The organism is Pseudoxanthomonas sp. SORGH_AS_0997 (genome assembly GCF_031453535.1).
GTDB classification, from domain to species: Bacteria; Pseudomonadota; Gammaproteobacteria; order Xanthomonadales; family Xanthomonadaceae; genus Pseudoxanthomonas_A; species Pseudoxanthomonas_A winnipegensis.
The window spans coordinates 972,554-989,642 of record NZ_JAVIZI010000001.1; the positions used below are offsets into that span (position 1 = coordinate 972,554).

The window sequence follows — 17,089 nt, forward strand, 5'->3', positions numbered from 1 at the left end:
CGGAGCTTGTGGCAATCCCCTTTTGGGGACTCCGCTGCTCTTCGTTCGGTTCGTGGGGGAAGGCCCCAGCGGAGCAAGCTCCGCTCTACAGGTGGAAGCCGCCCTTGTGGCCATTTTGGCCAATGGCGGCTCCCACACATCAGGTTTCGTCGAGGATCAGTACAGCACCCGCACCCGCAACGTGCCCTCGATCGCGGCCATCGCGTCCTTCAGCACCGCCGCCTGTTCCTCCGAGGCGGTGACATCGATCACCACATAGCCGACCTGCGGGTCGGTGCGCAGGAACTGGCCGTCGATGTTGACGCCCTGGTTGCGGAACACGTCGTTGATCTGCGACAGCACGCCCGGCACGTTGCGGTGGATGTGCAGGATGCGGCGGCTGCCTTCGTGGCCGGGCAGGGTGACCTCGGGGAAGTTCACCGCCGACAGGGTGCTGCCGTTGTCGCTGTAGCGCACCAGCTTGGCGGCCACCTCGACGCCGATGTTGTCCTGCGCCTCCAGGGTGCTGCCGCCCACGTGCGGGGTCAGGATCACCTGGTCCAGGCCGGCCAGCGGCGAGACGAAGGCATCGCCATTGCCCTTGGGCTCGACCGGAAACACGTCCACCGCCGCGCCGCCGACCTGGCCGGCGCGCAGCGCCTCGGCCAGCGCGTCGATATCCACCACCGTCCCGCGCGAGGCGTTGATCAGGTGCGCGCCGCGCTTCATGCCGGCGATCTGCGCCGGGCCGAACATGTCCTTGGTGGCCGGCGTTTCCGGCACGTGCAGGGTCACCACGTCGGCGCGTTCCAGCAGGTCCTCCAGGCTCAGCGCCGGGGCGGCGTTGCCCAGCGAGAGCTTGGTCTCGATGTCGTGGAAGATGACCTTCATGCCCATCGCCTCGGCCAGCACGCCGACCTGGGTGCCGATATGGCCGTAGCCGACGATGCCCAGGGTCTTGCCGCGCACCTCGTGGCTGCCGGCGGCCGACTTGGACCATCCGCCGCGATGGCATTCGGCCGACTTCTGCGGGATGCCGCGCATCAGCATGATCGCCTGAGCGATCACCAGCTCGGCCACGCTGCGGGTGTTGGAATAGGGCGCGTTGAACACCGGGATGCCGGCCAGCTCGGCCGCCTCCACGTCGACCTGGTTGGTGCCGATGCAGAAGCAGCCCACCGCGATCAGGCGCCGCGCATGGCCGAGCACCTCGGCGGTCAGCTGCGTGCGCGAGCGGATGCCGATGATGTGGGCCTCGGCGATGCGGGCCTTCAGCTCGTCCTCGGGCAGCGACTTGGAATGGAGCTCGATCTGGCTGTAGCCGGCCGCCTTGAAGGTCTCCACCGCGGTCTGGCTGACGCCCTCCAGCAGCAATACGCGGATGTCTTCCTTCGGGAACGAGGTCTTCTTCGACATGGGGGGAGCGGGTGGGGAGCGAAGCGGGGCGCCACTATGCCAGATTGCGCCCGGGCCACGCCGTCGCGCCATCTGGACGTGGCGTTGCAGGGCTGGCACGCTGGCGCACCCTTGAAAACAAGCCGTTTCGCGCGCAACCGTCATGACCGATTCCCTGCTTGATTCGCTGCGCGCGGCGGTGCCCGACCTGCGCCTGAAGACCGACGCCGGCGACCTGGAACACTACGGTCGCGACTGGACCCGGCGCTGGACGCCAAACCCCCTGGCGATCGCCCTGCCAGGCAGTGTCGAGGAAGTGCAGGCGGTGATGCGCTGGGCCGCGCAGCGCCAGGTCAGGGTGGTGCCCTCGGGCGGTCGCACTGGCCTGTCCGGCGGCGCGGTGGCGGCCGATGGCGAGCTGGTCCTGAGCCTTGAGCGCATGAACAAGGCGCTGGCCTTCGACCGCGTCGACCGCACCCTGACCGTACAGGCCGGCATGCCGCTGGAAGCCGTGCACAACGCCGCGCGCGAGCACGGCCTGGAATATCCGGTGGACTTCGCCGCGCGCGGTTCGTGCTCGATCGGCGGCAACATCGCCACCAACGCCGGCGGCATCCGCGTGATCCGCTACGGCAACACCCGCGAATGGATCGCCGGGCTGAAGGTGGTCACCGCGCAGGGCGAGCTGCTCGATCTCAACCGCGCGCTGGTCAAGAACTCCTCCGGCTACGACCTGCGCCAGCTGATGATCGGCTCGGAGGGCACGCTGGGCATCGTGGTCGAGGCGACGCTGCGCCTGACCGATCCGCCGCCACCGACCAATGTGATGCTGCTGGCGCTGACCAGCTTCGAGGGGCTGATGGAGGTGTTCGCCGCGTTCCGCGAACGGCTGCGGCTGGAGGCCTTCGAGTTCTTCACCGACATCGCGCTCAGGCACGTGCTGGCGCATGGCGCGGTCAAGCCCTTCGACGAGGTGTATCCGTATTACGTGGTGACCGAGTTCGCCGTGGGCGATGAGGACAGCGAGGCGGCGGCGATGGCAGCCTTCGAGGCCTGCATGGAGGCCGGCTGGGTCGCCGACGGCGTCATCAGCCAGTCCGACGCGCAGGCCCAGCAGCTGTGGCGCCTGCGCGAGGGGATCACCGAATCGCTGGCGCCCTATGTGCCGTACAAGAACGACGTGTCGGTGCGGATCTCGCAGATGCCGGCCTTCCTGGAGCAGACCCAGGCGCTGCTGGGCCAGGCCTATCCGCATTTCGAGGTGGTGTGGTTCGGCCATATCGGCGACGGCAATCTGCACATCAACGTGCTCAAGCCCGAGCAGATGGCGCAGGCGGACTTCGTGCGCGACTGCGAGCAGGTGACCAAACTGCTGGCGCAGGCGCTGAAGGCCCATGGCGGCAGCATCTCGGCCGAGCACGGCATCGGCCTGGTCAAGAAGCCCTACCTGGACAGCACCCGCGGACCGGCCGAGATCGCGCTGATGCGCGGCATCCGCAAGGCGCTCGACCCGCAGGGCCTGCTGAACCCGGGCAAGCTGTTCGATCCCTAAGCGCCGGCGGTGCGGTGGTGCGCCCGGCCGCGGCTGCGGTAGCCTTGCGCGTCGCCGGCGCCATCGGCGCCCCGTTCAATGCGTGGAGTGGATCGATGCGTCAGTGGATCGTAGTGGGCCTGTTGCTGGGAATGGCCGCGCCGGCCTGGGCGATGAGTTCGGCCGCCGGTGCCGCCGGCGGCACCTCGAGCGCGGGCAGCGCCGGGTCTTCGGCGTCCTCGGACAGCTCCTCGGACAACGACAAGTTGGTGCTCGATGCGCGGGTGGACGCGGCCAGCTTCGTGGCCAGCGATGGCGCGATCCGCGGCGCTCGCCTGGAGGCGGCCCTGCGCAGCCTGCGCGAACGCGACGCTGACGCGCGCCAGCGTTCCGACCTGCAGCTGGCGCAGGCCATCCTGGCCCTGTGAACCCGCCTGACCGGCCGCCGCGTTCGCGGTGGCTGGGCGCTCGGCTGCTGGCGTTCTGCCTGCTCGGATGCGGCCTGCCGCAGATCGCGCAGGCGGCGTTGCATCTGCAGCTGGAGACTGCCGCGCTGGATGCCGACGAGCGGGCGGCATCGCAGGCCTTGTTCGACGACGTGCAGGCGCGCCTGCCGGACGCTTGGCGCCAGGCGCTGGAGACCGTGCCGGTGCAGTGGCGCGACGACCTGCCCGCGGCCGTGCATGGGCGTGCGACCGGCGCCGGCCAGGTGCTGCTGCCGCGCAGCCTGCTGCGCGGCTGGATGCGGCCCGGCGACGAGGCCGCGCGTACGCCGGCGCGCGCCGCCCTGGTCCACGAACTGGCGCACCTGCTGGATCGCAGCGCGGCCGGCGGCTTCTCGCGCGACCCGCGCCTGCTCGATCTGGCCGGGTGGCAGATCGGCAGCTGGCCGCGCCTGAAGCTGCGCCTGCGCCATAACGCGTTCACCGACCGCACGCCCGATGCGTACGAGCTGTTCTCGCCGCAGGAATACGTGGCGGTCAATCTGGAGCATCGGATCCTCGATGCCGACTATGCCTGTCGTCGCGCGCTGCTGGACGCGTATTTCGCCCAGCAGCTGGGCTCGATGCCGCAGGCCGGCCGGGACTGCGCGCCGGGCGTCGCGTTCTTCGAGGACCGGCCGGCGGCGCCGCTGCTGGCGCTGGACCCCGAACGCGTCTACGCCGTCGACTACCTGCTGGCCGACGGCAACGACGCGCCGATGAGCCGCTGGGGCCACAGCATGCTGCGCCTGGTGATCTGCGCGCCGGGCCGACCGCGCGGGCCGGACTGCCGGCTGGACCTGCAGTACCAGCGCGTGCTCTCGTTCCGCGCCTTCATCGACGATGTGCAGATCTCGAGCTGGGGCGGCCTGACCGGGCGCTATCCCTCGCGCCTGTACCTGCTGCCCATGCTGCAGGTGATCGACGACTACACCCAGGGCCAGCTGCGCGGCCTGCGCTCGGTGCCGCTGACGCTGTCGCGCGCGCAGATCGCCGCGCTGCTGCAGCGCGCCGCGCAGGTGCACTGGAGCTACGACGGCGGCTACCGCTTCGCCTCCAACAACTGCGCGTTCGAGACCTACAAGCTGCTGCGCGACGGCGTGCCCGCGCTGGATGCGGGCGGGCAGCTGTCGGGCATCACGCCCAACGGCCTGCTGCGTCGCCTTGAACAGGCGCGCATCGCCGATGGCCAGCCGCTGGCTGACCTGGAGCAGGCCGGCCGCGCCGGCTATTACTTCGCACCGGCCAGCGCGCAATACCTGGCGATGCTGGACATCGCGCGCGCGCGCCTGGGCCTGCCCGCGCAGTCGGTCGAGGACTGGCTGTCGCAGCCGCCGCAGCGGCGCGCGCCATGGATCGAACGCGCGGACCTGCGCGCCAGCGCCGCACTGCTGGTGCTGGAACAGGCCGCGCGCCGCCGTCAGGACCTGCTGGCGCGCGATGCGCTCAAGCGTCGCTTCCTGCACGGGGGAGGCGATGCCGACCTGGATGCCGGCCGCACCCGCCTGCGCGAGCTCCTGGAGCACGAGGGGCTGTTCGCCCAGCCCGCGCTGCTGCTGCAGGGCCAGCCCGGCTACGGTCTGCCGCAACAGGCCGAGCGCGACTTCCTGCAATCGAAGGGAAGCGAGTTGCTCGGCCGGCAGCACGCCGCGCGCGATACGCTGGAACATGACGCGCGCCTGCTGTTGCCGCAGGAGCTGCGCGAGCGGATCGACGGCACCGAGGCCAACCTGGCCGCGCTGGGGCAGCGTCTGCGCACGCTCCAGCGCGACACTGGCGTGCCCAGCCTGCGCGGGCTCGCGCCCTGAGGCGTCGCGCCGGCGCGCTCGCGGGCGCCGGCGCGGCGAGGATCAATCCGCCCGACCGCCGAACTCGCCGGTGGTGGTGTTGATCAGGATGCGCTCGCCGGTGGTGATGTACTCGGGCACCATGATCTCGATGCCGGTGGACAGCTTGGCCGGCTTGGGACGCTTGGTCGCGGTGCCGCCCTTGAGCTCGGGCGGGGTCTCGATGACTTCCAGCGTGACGTGCTGCGGCAGCTGCAGCGCCACCGGCTGCTCGTCGATCACCTGCACATAGCAGCCGGTCAGGCCGTCGGTGATGTAGCCGGCGTCGTCGCCCAGCACGTCCGCGTCCAGGGTGTAGGGGGTGTAGTCCTCGTCGTCGAGGAACACGAAGGCCTCGCCGTCCTTGTAGGAGAAGGTGGCCTGGCGGCGCAGCAGTTCGACCTCGCTCAGGTTGTCGTCGGCATCGAAGCTGGCGTCGAGCTTGTTGCCGCCCGGCACGCTGTACATGATGAAACGGAAGCGCACGTTGCCGCCGCGGCCCTGCGGCGAGGAGCGCTCGATGTCGCGGATCTGGTAGACGCCGTTGTTGTATTCGACGACGTTGCCCTTCTTGATGTCACCAGCTTTCATGGATCGAAGACCTGATTGAAGAAATGAGTGTGGGAGGAGGGGGAGCGTTGAGCGGCGAGGCGTGAGCGAAGGCGGGCGCGTTGCAGCGGCTTTCCGCGCGCGCCTGGCTCACGCCCGCCTTACTTGGGGGCCAGCCGCGTGGCGCCATCCAGGCGGATGGTCTCGCCGTTGAGGTAGCGTGCCTGCAGGATGTAGGCGACGGTGTCGGCGTATTCGGCCGGCTGGCCCAGGCGCGAAGGGAAGGGGATGGACGCGGCCAGCGACTGCTGCACCGCCTCGGGCATGCCGTCGACCATCGGCGTCCAGAACACGCCCGGCGCGATGGTCACCACGCGCACGCCGAAGCGCGCCAGTTCGCGCGCCATCGGCAGGGTCATGCCGACCACGCCGGCCTTGGACGCGGCGTAGGCCGCCTGGCCGATCTGGCCTTCGTAGGCGGCCACGCTGGCGGTGTTGACGATCACCCCGCGCTCGCCGTCCTCGCCGGGCGCGTTGTCCTGCATCGCCTCGGCGGCGGCCTTGGCCACGTTGAAGCTGCCCACCAGGTTGACCAGCACCGTGTTGCGGAAGGTGGACAGCGCCATCGGCCCGTCCTTGCCCAGCACGCGGCCGGCGCCGAGGATGCCGGCGCAGTTGACCGCCACGTTCAGCCCGCCCAGGAAGGCGCGCGCCTCGGCGATGCTGGCCGACACCACGCCCTCGTCGGTGACGTCGGTGCGCAGATAGCGCGCGTTGGCGCGGCCCAGCGCCTGCACGGCCGCCTCGCCCTTCTCGTCGTTGACGTCCAGCAGGACCACCTTGCCGCCAGCGGCGACCAGGCGCTGGGCGGTGGCCAGGCCAAGGCCGGACACGCCGCCGGTGATCACGGCGCGGGATTCGGACAGCTGCATGCAAGGCTCCTGCGGGACGCGTAAAGACGACAAGTCTAATGGCATGCGCCGGCGCGCCCTTGCGCGGCGCGGCAGCACCGCTCAGAGCGCGAGCGCGTACCAGCGGTCGCAGCCGCCGTGGCCGGTGGCGCCCAGCGGGGCGGGCAGCGGCGTGAAGCCGCTCTTTTCGTACAGGCGCATCGCCGCCTCCATGCTGCGCAGGGTCTCGATGTAGCACTGGCTGAAGCCGAAGCCGCGCGCGGCTTCCAGGCATTGGCGCATCATCGCCGCGCCGGCGCCCAGCCCGCGCGCCTGGGGCAGGAAGTACATCTTGCGCAGCTCGCAGGTCCCGGCCGGGCCGCCCTCCAGCGGTGCCACGCCGCCGCCGCCCAGCACCTGGCCGTCCACCTCGACCACGAAGTAGGCGCTGCACGGCTGCGCATAGGCGCGGCTGAGCCAGTCCACCTCCGGATCGTTGATCGCAAAGCCCGGCCCGCAGGCCCCGAAGTCCGGCATGACGGCGCGGATGATCGCCGCCATCGCGGCGTCATCGGTGGGCTGGATGGGCCGGATCAGGAACGGTGCGGACATCGGCGGCGAACGCGCTGGGTGAGGGGTGCGCATCGTACGCCGGGCTGGCCCGCAGCGTCCTGTCCGGTGACCCGACAGACAGCCTCACGTCTTGATCACGGTGGTACTATTGAGAACTGTTTTCATTTGAGCCCGCTCGCGTGATGTTGTCCGATCTGCCCCAGCGCACCCAGGCCATCGTCGATTCGGTCGAAGACCGCGGCCCCAACGACACCATCGCCCGGCGTCTGCGCGAGCTGGGCTTCGTCGCCGGCGAGCAGGTGGAGATCGTGGCGCAGGGGCCGATCGGCGCCGATCCGCTGCTGGTGCAGGTGGGCTTCACCCGCTTCGCGCTGCGCCGGACCGAGGCCGCGCGCGTGCGTCTGCGCGTCGAGCGCGGAGCAGGGGCATGAACACGGCCGCCGCGCCGCAGCGCCTGGCGCTGATCGGCAACCCCAACTGCGGCAAGACCGCGCTGTTCAACCTGCTGACGGGCAGCCGGCAGAAGGTGGCCAACTACGCCGGCGTGACCGTCGAACGCAAGGAAGGCCGCTTCACCGGCGTCAACGGCCAGACCTATGCGCTGCTGGACCTGCCCGGGGCCTACAGCCTCAACGCCGCCAGCCTGGACGAGGCGATCACCCGCGACCTGTGCCGCGGCTTCCTGCCCGGCGAGCCGCGCCCGGACGCGCTGGTGTGCGTGGTCGATGCGACCAATCTGCGCCTCAACCTGCGCTTCGTGCTGGAAGTGCTGCGCCTGGGCCTGCCGGTGATTCTGGCGATCAACATGGCCGACGCCGCGCGCCGGCGCGGCATCCAGATCGACCTGGACGTGCTGCAGCGCGAGCTGGGCATCCCGGTGGTGGAGACCGTGGCGGTCAAGTCCAACGGCGCGCGGGCGCTGCTGGAGCAGATCGACCGGATGGCCGCCCAGCCGCAGCTGCCCAGCCACGTGCTGCCCGAGGACGCAGACCTGCACGCCGAGACGCGCCGCCTGCTGTCGCTGGCGGTGAGCATGCCCACCCGCACCGCGCGCGTGGACGACACGCTGGACCGCTGGCTGCTGCATCCGGTGTTCGGGCTGCTGGCGCTGGCGGTGGTGATGTTCCTGATCTTCCAGGCGGTCTATGCCTGGGCCGCGCCGCTGATGGACGCCATCGATGCCGGTACCGCCTGGCTGGGTGGGTGGGTCGGCGGCGCCTTGCCGGAAGGACCGCTCAACAGCCTGCTCACCGACGGCATCATCGCCGGCCTGGGCGGGGTGATCGTGTTCCTGCCGCAGATCCTGATCCTGTTCGCCTTCATCCTGGCGCTGGAGGAATCCGGCTACCTGCCGCGCGCGGCCTTCCTGCTGGACCGGCTGATGTCCAAGGCCGGCCTGTCCGGGCGCTCGTTCATTCCCCTGCTGTCCTCCTTCGCCTGCGCCATCCCCGGGATCATGGCGACGCGCTCGATCCAGGATCCGCGCGATCGCCTGGCCACCATCCTGGTGGCGCCGCTGATGACCTGCTCGGCGCGGCTGCCGGTGTATGCGCTGCTGATCGGCGCCTTCATCCCGCAGCGGCAGGTCGGCGGCGTGTTCAACCTGCAGGGGCTGGTGCTGTTCGGCCTGTACGTGGCGGCGATCGTCAGCGCGCTGGTGGTGGCCTGGGTGATGAAGCGCTGGCGCCGCGACAAGAGCGAGCATCCGCTGCTGCTGGAGCTGCCGTCCTACCGCATCCCGCACCTGCGCGATCTGGCCCTGGGCCTGTACGAGCGCGCAATGATCTTCCTCAAGCGCGTGGGCGGCATCATCCTGGCCCTCACCGTGCTGCTGTGGTTCCTGCTGTCCTTCCCCGGCGCGCCGGCCGATGCCACGCTGCCGCCGATCGACTACAGCTTCGCCGGGCGCATCGGCCATGCGCTGAGCTATGTGTTCGCCCCATTGGGCTTCAACTGGCAGATCTGCATCGCGCTGATCCCGGGCCTGGCCGCGCGCGAGGTCGCCGTGTCCTCGCTGGCCACCGTCTATGCGCTGTCGGCCGGCGACGACGATGCCAAGGCGCAGGCGCTGGCGCCGCTGATCCACGACGGCTGGTCGCTGGCCACCGCGCTGTCGCTGCTGGTCTGGTACATCTACGCGCCGATGTGCCTGTCCACGCTGGCCACCATCAAGCGCGAGACCAATTCGTGGAAACGCATGGCGGTGTCGGCCGGTTATCTGTTCGCGCTGGCCTACATCGCCTCGCTGCTGACCTACCAGGTTGCGGTCATGCTGGGAGCGGGTTGATGGCACCGGCGCTGGCGCTGCAGTACCTGGTGATCGCGCTGGCCGTGCTGGTCAGCGCCTGGGTCGTGGCGCACAAGCAGTTCCCCAACGCGACACGCCGCGCGCGCACCGCGCTGGCCCTGCCGCTGCTGCGGGACGGGCGCCCGACGTGGATGCAACGGCTGGGCAGGGCGCTGGCGCCGCCGGCCAGGGCGGTCGATGCCGCCTGCGGCGGCTGCAGCAGCTGCGGGCCGCAGAAGCCGGCCGCGCGCAAGTAAGGCTTGGCCGCACGCGTCGCGCGTGCAGCCGGATGCAGGACCTTCAGGACAGGCGGCGCTTCCCGCGCGGCGCCTGGCCGCCGCTGTGCGGGAACATCTCCACCGCCAGTGAGAAGGTGCGCTGTTCGCCCGGCCGCAGGGCGCCGACGCCCACCACGTGGCGGTCGATCTCGCGGCCCTGTTCGTCGCTGATCACCATCACCGCGGTGTATTCGTAGGCCGTGGCGGCGTCGGCCGGATGGTTCACCGTGCCCTGGACCATCAGCGGCACCACGCGCTGCACCTCGCGCCGGGCCACGGTGGCCGAGTCGTCGAAGCGCAGGTGATGCTTGCACGACGGGCACACGGCCGCGGTCTCCAGGATCATCGCCTTGCAATGCGGGCAGGCGCGGGTGGCGCCTGCCGTGCCGGGGCGCTGGGTGCTCACGCCGCGTCGTGCTGCTTCTCGCTGCCGTCCCAGCCGAAGTCGGCCTGGCCGCGCATGCGGGCGCCGGCGGCCACGGTCATCGTGCCGCACTTGACGTCGCCGGTCAGGGCGCCGGAGGCCAGCAGTTCGACGTGCTTGGCCGCCTCGATATTGCCTTCCAGCTCGCCGGCGATGGTGATCTTGCTGGCCTTGACGCCGCCGGACAGCTTGGCGCCGTGTTCGATGGTCAGGTCGCCCTGCACATTGACGTCGCCCTTGAAGCGGCCGGCGATGCGCACGTGGCCGCTGCCCTCGATCTTGCCCTCGATGGTCAGGTCCGAGGCGATCAGCGATTCCTTGCGTTCGCGGCCGGCCGACTGGGCGGTGGGCGCCGAGGCGGGGCTTGGGGCGCTGGTCAGCGGGGTGGGCGCGACGGGCTCGGCGCTGGCCACCGGCGGCGGGGACGGCTCGATGACCGGGGCCGGCGGGGCGTCCTTCTTGCTGGACAGCGGATCTTTCCACATGGACATGTCGCAAGGTCTCCTGTCGGGGGAAACGCGACTATCGCGGCTTGCGCCGCACAGGCGCTGTGACTGGGCTCATCAAACCGCCCGTCGGACGGTCGTGCCGGAGCGTTGCATGTCCTGGGTGTCTGGGCAAATGCAAGGAGCGGCGATCTGTCCGTCAGCGACGCACAAGCCATTCGGAAACTGCGGGTGGGGCGCTTCCAGGTCGGCTCGGCCCGCTGGGACGTAGCAAGAGGAAGCCGTTCTCCCGATTGGAGGATTGCGGTGGTCGAGCGTGCGGCTTCGGTTTGGGCAGCGGTCCGGCGGGCGGTGGCCGCTTCTCCCTCAATCAGGGCATCCTGCCCTGATTCGGGCGCTCGGCTTCCTGCCTCGCTAGGCGCGGCCACCGCCCGCCGGCCCGCTGCCTCGAGCTTTAAGTCACAAGGCTCCGGGTTGCGTGGTTGTTCGAGCCGCTCTTCCTGGCGCACACCGCGATCAGCTACGGGAAGTTATCGACTTGAGGCCCCCTCCCTTGCGCGCAGCGCAGGGGAGGGATGGGGAGGGGTCGGGGCTTTACCGGTAGAGCCACCAAAGCAAAAGCAAGAGCACCCCATCCCGGCCCTCCCCTTCGCCTGCGGCGAAAGGGAGGGGGCAGAGCGCTGCTGGACGCCTTTCCGCCGTAGATAGCGGACTGGGCCGAGGAGCCAGGCCGGCCGGGTCGATGCTGGTGGGCGCAGCGCCGTTCACCGGCTCGGCACGTCGGCGAATAACCAAAGAAAGAGGCCCGCTCGCGCGGGCCTTTTCCGGTACTGCAGCGTGCGGAAGCGGCTTACTTCTTGGAAGCCTCGCGCGCGTCCTTGGAGACCTCGGCCGCCTTGTCGGCGGTGGCGTTGGCGCCTTCGGACACGGCGGCGGCGGCGTCGGCCGCGGCCGCCTGCGTCGCGTTCTCGGCCTTCTCGGCGGCGTTGCTGGCCGCAGCTGCGGCATTGTCGGCGGCAACGGCGGCCTTGTCGGCGGCGGCGTCGGTGGCGGCGGCGGCCTTGTCGGCGGCGTTGTCGGCTGCGGCAGCAGCCTTGTCCGCGGCAGCCGAGGCATCGGCCGCGGCGCTGTCGGCGGTGGCGGCGGCGCGGTCCTGGGTCTGCTGCGAGCAGGCGCCCAGCGCCAGGACGGAAGCGATCAGCACGATGTTGAACTTGTTGGTCATGGCGTTCCCCTCAACGAAAGAAGATGGATGGTGTGGCGCGAAGTCTGCGGGTGTCACGGACACCGGCATTCACGACGCGGCGAGCCTACGAAGGCGCGTGTCAACGCCATGTAGGGCCGTTCCTTACAAAAACGTTCTTTTTCTTGATCGAGGGATCCTGGCGCTCGGGGTTGCTGGGTCGGAGGGGCAGCCATCCGAGTCGCGGTGTCGGCCTTTCCCTCGATCGGTGCACCCTGCAATGACTTGAAGCGCGCGGTGTATCGCGTCGCTCGTCGTGGTCGCCGACCGCTGCGCCGTTGCCTGGCGTGTCGAGCCGGTCTGCTTGATGTCGAAAGCAGTCCTGATCTATCAGCGCAGAACCTCGACCAGGCTGGGGCCAGGCCGCCGCGAAGTATGTTCACCGCTCTTGTCCCGCAATCCCATCGAGCACAAAAAAAGACCGCCGGTTGCCCGGCGGTCTTCTCGAATCCGATTGCCGATGGCGAGCCCCGGCGAAGCGCGGATTACTTCTTCTCGGCGTCCTGACCGGCGGACTTCGCAGCGTCAGCGGCGTCCTGCGCGGTGTCCTTGGCAGCCTCGGCGGCGTCGGCAGCAGCGTCGGCAGCCTTGTCCGTGGTCGCGGCGCCAGCGTTGGCGGCAGCGTCAGCGGCGGTGTTGGCGGCGGTCGCGGCGGTGTCGGCAGCAGCCTGGGCAGCGTCGGCGGTCGGGGTCGAAGCGGCGGTGTCGGCGGCAGCCTGGGCCTCGGTGGCAGCCTGCTGCGCGTCGGTGGCGGCGTCGGCAGCCTGTTCCGGCTTCGAGCAAGCAGCCAGGGCCAGGCCCATTGCCAGCGCGATCAGCGTCTTGTTGATGCTCATTGGTAAATCCTCGTCGATTAGTTTGGCAACGCGCAGTTGCGCGCCGGGCGACATCATGACAATCCGTTTTCCACTGTCAAGCATTCGCGGGCGTATGGCTCAGATTCGTCAACTTGGCGTTAAAACAGAAAACGTCTTCAGAGCAGTTCGACCGCGATGGCCGTGGCTTCGCCGCCGCCGATGCACAGCGTGGCAATTCCACGGCGCATACCCTGCACGCGCAAGGCGTTGAGCAGTGTGACGACCAGGCGAGCGCCGGAAGCGCCGATCGGATGGCCCAGCGCGCAGGCGCCGCCATGCACATTGACCTTGCTGTGGGGGATGCCCAGTTCCTTGATCGGCACCATCGCCACGACGGCGAAGGCTTCGTTGATCTCGAACAGATCCACGTCCTGGACCGACCAGCCCGCCTTCTCCAGCACCTTCTGGATCGCGCCGACCGGCGCGGTGGTGAACCACTCCGGCTGCTGCGAGAACGTGGAATGCGCGACGATGCGCGCCAGCGGCTGCAGGCCGCGCTGGGCGGCGTCCTCGGCGCTCAGCACCACGGTGGCGGCCGCGCCGTCGGAGATGCTCGACGAACTGGCGGCGGTGACCGTGCCGTCCTTCTTGAAGGCCGGCTTGAGCGAGGGGATCTTGCCGATGTCCGACTTGCCCGGCTGCTCGTCGCTGCTCACGGTGACTTCGCCTTTGCGCGTGGCGATCTTGAACGGCACGATCTCGGCATCGAAGGCGCCGGAGGCCTGCGCGGCCTGCGCGCGCTTGACCGATTCGATCGCGAAGGCGTCCTGCTCCTCGCGGCTGAAGCCGTACTTTTCCACGGTTGCTTCGGCGAACACGCCCATCGCCTGACCGTCGTAGGGATTGGTCAGACCGTCCCACGCCATGTGGTCGATCGCCTTGAAATCGCCGAAGCGGTTACCGGTGCGCGAGTTGGGGATCATGTGCGGGGCGTTGCTCATCGACTCCATGCCGCCGGCCACGACCACGCGCGCCGAGCCGGCCTTGACCAGATCGTGCGCCAGCATGATCGCCTTCATGCCCGAGCCGCACACCTTGTTGATGGTGGTCGCGCCGGTGGACTGCGGGATGCCGGCGGCCAGCGCCGCCTGGCGCGCCGGCGCCTGGCCCAGGTTGGCCGGCAGCACGCAGCCCATGATGACTTCGTCCACGTCCTGCGCCGGCACGCCGGCCTGCTCGAGCGCCGCGGCGATGACGCTGGCGCCCAGCTGCGGCGTGGGCGTGCCGGTGAACTGGCCGAGGAAAGAACCGATGCCGGTGCGCTTGGCGGCGGCGATGACGATGTCGCTCATGGAGAGCCTGTCCTGGGGAACCAAAGAGTTCCCCATTATCCTCCGGGGCGCTCGCGGCGGCACACCCGACCATTGGCCGCTTGTCTCAGGCGCCGAGGTGCCATGTGGGTCATCAAAGTGAACGTGCGTTCTGCAGACGCAAGCCCACCTGCGCCGCCGCAGTTGCGCTAGATTGCGCCGGACAGGCGCAGGGGTGCGCCATCCGGGGAGCGGGTGCCATGCGGGGACAGGGAGCGAGGTCGGGGCGGCCTGCGGGCCGGATGCTGGTGCTGAACGTGCTGGCGTGCGCGGTGATGAGCGCCTGCGGCGGCAAGGGCGGGGGCGTCAAGTCGAATCCGCCATCAACGACACCACCGCCCACCACGACCCCCGCGCCGGTGGTGACCACGCCGGATCCGACCTATTCCAAGCATCTGAGCCTCACCCATGCCGACGCCGCGCACGCCGCAGGCTTCACCGGCACCGGTGTGGTGATCGGCATCGTCGATACCGGCGTCAACCGCAGCCATCCGGCGCTGTCGCCACGGGTCACCGCCAACCTCACTTATGTCAGCGGCTCGTCCAACGATCTGACCAAGGACGACGTGGTCGGCCACGGCACGGCCGTGGCGCAGATCGCCGCCGGCCGGGCCTTCGGCGCGTGGCCGGGCGGCATCGCGCCGGGGGCGAGCATCGTCTCGGCGCGGATCATCTCGGACAAGGAGCCGACCGACGACGGCTCGGGCAACGGCAATTCGACCAGCGGCGCGCTGGGCCTGGCCCAGGTCCACCAGGACCTGATCGCGCGCGGGGTCAAGGTGATGAACAACTCCTGGGGCGGGGTGTACTGGACCGACCTGACCGCCACCGCGCCCATCGCCGCCGAGTACCGGCCCTTCGTCGTGCAGAACGGCGGCATCGTGGTGTTCGCCACCGGCAACGACGGCAAGGCCCAGCCGACCGACACGGCCGCCATGCCGAGCAAGCCCGGCCCGAACAACACGCTGCCGGCGGCCGACCTGGAGATCGGCTGGCTGGCGGTGGCGGCGCTGGACACCGACAACCCGACCCAACTGGCCTCGTACTCCAACGCCTGCGGCGTGGCCATGCACTATTGCCTGGTCGCGCCGGGCAAGGTGATCACCACCGGCACCAACGACAGCCCGACCGCGCCCAGCTACTGGGAGTGGACCGGCACCTCGCTGTCCACCCCGCAGGTCTCCGGCGCGGCGGCCCTGGTGTGGCAGGCCTTTCCTTACTTCTCCAATGACCTGGTCCGGCAGACTCTATTGGGCACGGCCACCGACCTGGGCGCGGCGGGGGTGGACCCGGTGTTCGGCTATGGCCTGTTGAATGTCGGCAAGGCGGTCAACGGGCCGGCGCGGCTGGACTGGGGCGATGTGGCGGTGTCCTTCGACGGCACCTCGACCTGGTCCAACGCGATCAGCGGCGACGGTGGCATCACCAAGTCCGGCGCCGGCACGCTCAGCCTGAGCGGGCAGAACAGCTACCTGGGCCAGACCCGCGTCAGCCAGGGCGCGGTGCTGTCCAGCGGCGCGATCCCGGGCAGCGCCAGCGTGGCCGCAGGCGCGCGACTGAACACCGGCGGCGGCGTGGGCGGCGCGCTGCGCAACGACGGCACGGTCGCCTTCACCGGCGCGGCGGGCGCGCGGCGGATCGAGGGCGACTTCACCCAGTCCTCCGGCGCCACGCTGGAGTTCCAGATCGGCACGCCGCTGCAGGTCGATGGCACCGCCAACCTGGGCGGCATGCTCAAGGTGATGGGCATGGCCAGCGGCTACGTGCGCAGCGCGCGCGAGACGGTGGTCGACGCCAGTGCCATCAACGGCACCTTCTCCGGGCTGAGCTCGGCCTCGAACGTGTTCCTGCAGGCGTCGCTGGGCTTCAGCAGCACCCAGGCGTACCTGGACATCACTCGGCTGGACATCACCGCCACCGCCAGCGCGATGGGCATGAGCGCCGCGTCGGTCGGCGCCGCCCAGCGGGTGGATGCGGCGCTGACCCAGCTCGACGCGCAGCCGCAGGCCCAGAGCGGCGCGATGGCGTCGTTGGCCGGAGATTTCCTGCGCACCTCGTCCAGCGCGGCCGCAGCGCGTTCGCTGGAGAGCCTGTCCGGCCGCGCGCATGCGGCGGCCGACGGCGTCACCCTGGATCTGCTCGATCTGCGCCGGCGTGCGCTGGCCGCGCACGTGGCGCAGGGCGGGGCCGGCGCGGACGGCTGGTATCAGGCGTTCGATGGGCGCCAGGCCTCGGGCCTGGGCGCGACCGCCGGGCTGGACCTGTCGGGCTGGATCTCCGGCCAGGACGTGACCCTGGCGCCGGGCTGGACCTCTGGCCTGGCCGTGGGCCAGATGGACACCAACAGCGTGCGCGACACGCTCGGCGACGCCGGCCAGGATCGCCAGACCCATGTGCAGGCCTATCTGGCCCATCGCGGGCAGGCCGGCTATGCGCTGGCGCAGTTCGGCGTGGGCCAGTTCCGCCGCGACCTGCGCCGCTCGGTCTATCTGGGCGACGCGGCCTACGGCGTCGATGCGCGCTACGACGGTGAGATGCGCTTTGCCAGCATGGAAGCCGGCGTGCCGCTGCGCACCGGCCTGGGCACGCTCACCCCGTACGTGGGGGCGGACTACGCCAGCCTGGCGCGCGATGCCTTCAGCGAGCAGGGCGCGGCCGGCTTCGGCCTGGCCGCGGCGGCCAGCCACGCAAGCCGCGCCCAGGCCATCGCCGGGCTGCGCCTGGAGCGGGCGCTGTCGCTGGCGTCGATGGAGCTGTCGCTGTCGGGCCATCTGGAATGGCAGTCGGTGCTGTCGGCCAGCGGGTTCTCGCGGCAGGCGCGCTTCGTCGGCATCGACGCCTGGGGCGCGATCCCGGGCGGCGACGCGGCGGCCTCGGGCGGCTGGGCCGGCTTCTCGCTGGAGGCCGCGCTGCGCGCCAACCAGCGCCTGTCCTTCGGCCTGGACCAGCGCTTCGGCGCGCGCGGGAGCGAGTCGGTGGGGTCGGTGCGGTACAGCGTGGGGTTCTGAGTCGCCGACAC

Annotated in this window: 16 protein-coding genes; 7 read left to right on the forward strand and 9 right to left on the reverse strand. The window is 70.3% G+C overall.

From position 1 onward, the window contains the following. Positions 1-156: 156 nt before the first annotated feature. Positions 157-1,395, reverse strand: coding sequence for a phosphoglycerate dehydrogenase (serA, locus tag QE438_RS04500; RefSeq protein WP_130519746.1), 1,239 nt, complete (start codon positions 1,393-1,395; stop codon positions 157-159). A gap of 142 nt (positions 1,396-1,537) precedes the next feature. Here serA and QE438_RS04505 point away from each other — a divergent pair, with 142 nt between their 5' ends. From QE438_RS04505 to QE438_RS04515, 3 genes are all read left to right on the forward strand, one after another. Then, complete coding sequence (locus QE438_RS04505) at positions 1,538-2,926, forward strand: FAD-binding oxidoreductase (protein ID WP_306992251.1); 1,389 nt, start codon at positions 1,538-1,540, stop codon at positions 2,924-2,926. A 95-nt stretch (positions 2,927-3,021) separates the two neighbouring features. Then, positions 3,022-3,333 carry a DUF2388 domain-containing protein gene (locus tag QE438_RS04510; RefSeq protein ID WP_130519749.1) on the forward strand — a complete coding sequence of 104 codons (312 nt, stop codon included), beginning with the start codon at positions 3,022-3,024 and terminating at the stop codon, positions 3,331-3,333. Beyond that, the gene (locus tag QE438_RS04515) at positions 3,330-5,195 is read left to right on the forward strand and encodes a DUF4105 domain-containing protein (RefSeq protein ID WP_306992249.1); all 1,866 of its coding nucleotides are present in this window, start codon (positions 3,330-3,332) and stop codon (positions 5,193-5,195) included. Before QE438_RS04510 ends, QE438_RS04515 begins: the two co-directional genes overlap by 4 nt. A gap of 42 nt (positions 5,196-5,237) precedes the next feature. On the opposite strand, the gene yeiP is transcribed toward QE438_RS04515, so the two are convergent. The 3 genes from yeiP to QE438_RS04530 form a co-directional block, all read right to left on the reverse strand. Beyond that, complete coding sequence (gene yeiP, locus QE438_RS04520; protein ID WP_130519751.1) at positions 5,238-5,804, reverse strand: elongation factor P-like protein YeiP; 567 nt, start codon at positions 5,802-5,804, stop codon at positions 5,238-5,240. Positions 5,805-5,923: 119 nt separating this feature from the next. After that, complete coding sequence (locus QE438_RS04525) at positions 5,924-6,694, reverse strand: SDR family NAD(P)-dependent oxidoreductase (protein ID WP_130522427.1); 771 nt, start codon at positions 6,692-6,694, stop codon at positions 5,924-5,926. Between the two features lie 81 nt (positions 6,695-6,775). Further along, positions 6,776-7,264, reverse strand: coding sequence for a GNAT family N-acetyltransferase (locus QE438_RS04530; RefSeq protein WP_130519755.1), 489 nt, complete (start codon positions 7,262-7,264; stop codon positions 6,776-6,778). A 140-nt stretch (positions 7,265-7,404) separates the two neighbouring features. Between QE438_RS04530 and QE438_RS04535 the strand changes: the two genes are divergently transcribed. From QE438_RS04535 to QE438_RS04545, 3 genes are read left to right on the forward strand one after another with little or no spacing between them, the layout of a single operon-like run. Next, positions 7,405-7,656 (forward strand): FeoA family protein, encoded by a 252-nt coding sequence (locus QE438_RS04535; RefSeq protein ID WP_130519757.1) that lies wholly within the window; start codon positions 7,405-7,407, stop codon positions 7,654-7,656. Next, complete coding sequence (gene feoB / locus QE438_RS04540; protein WP_130522429.1) at positions 7,653-9,512, forward strand: ferrous iron transport protein B; 1,860 nt, start codon at positions 7,653-7,655, stop codon at positions 9,510-9,512. Before QE438_RS04535 ends, feoB begins: the two co-directional genes overlap by 4 nt. Further along, complete coding sequence (locus tag QE438_RS04545; RefSeq protein WP_306992245.1) at positions 9,512-9,769, forward strand: DUF6587 family protein; 258 nt, start codon at positions 9,512-9,514, stop codon at positions 9,767-9,769. The genes feoB and QE438_RS04545 overlap by 1 nt, the downstream gene beginning before the upstream one ends. A 43-nt stretch (positions 9,770-9,812) precedes the next feature. Here the strand turns inward: QE438_RS04545 and QE438_RS04550 are convergent, their stop codons facing one another. From QE438_RS04550 to QE438_RS04570, 5 genes are all read right to left on the reverse strand, one after another. Beyond that, positions 9,813-10,196, reverse strand: a complete 384-nt coding sequence (locus tag QE438_RS04550; protein WP_130531268.1) for a hypothetical protein — start codon at positions 10,194-10,196, stop codon at positions 9,813-9,815. Further along, positions 10,193-10,705 carry a polymer-forming cytoskeletal protein gene (locus tag QE438_RS04555; RefSeq protein ID WP_130522432.1) on the reverse strand — a complete coding sequence of 171 codons (513 nt, stop codon included), beginning with the start codon at positions 10,703-10,705 and terminating at the stop codon, positions 10,193-10,195. The genes QE438_RS04550 and QE438_RS04555 overlap by 4 nt, the downstream gene beginning before the upstream one ends. Positions 10,706-11,510: 805 nt before the next feature. After that, on the reverse strand, positions 11,511-11,885 hold the full coding sequence (locus QE438_RS04560; protein ID WP_130518719.1) for a hypothetical protein: 375 nt from the start codon (positions 11,883-11,885) through the stop codon (positions 11,511-11,513). Between the two features lie 503 nt (positions 11,886-12,388). Further along, positions 12,389-12,739: a hypothetical protein gene (locus QE438_RS04565; RefSeq protein WP_130518717.1), complete on the reverse strand. Its 351-nt coding sequence runs from the start codon at positions 12,737-12,739 to the stop codon at positions 12,389-12,391. A 137-nt stretch (positions 12,740-12,876) separates the two neighbouring features. Continuing rightward, complete coding sequence (locus QE438_RS04570) at positions 12,877-14,052, reverse strand: thiolase family protein (RefSeq protein WP_306992241.1); 1,176 nt, start codon at positions 14,050-14,052, stop codon at positions 12,877-12,879. 260 nt (positions 14,053-14,312) lie between these two features. Between QE438_RS04570 and QE438_RS04575 the strand changes: the two genes are divergently transcribed. Next, positions 14,313-17,078, forward strand: a complete 2,766-nt coding sequence (locus QE438_RS04575; protein ID WP_306992239.1) for an autotransporter serine protease — start codon at positions 14,313-14,315, stop codon at positions 17,076-17,078. Positions 17,079-17,089 lie beyond the last annotated feature (11 nt).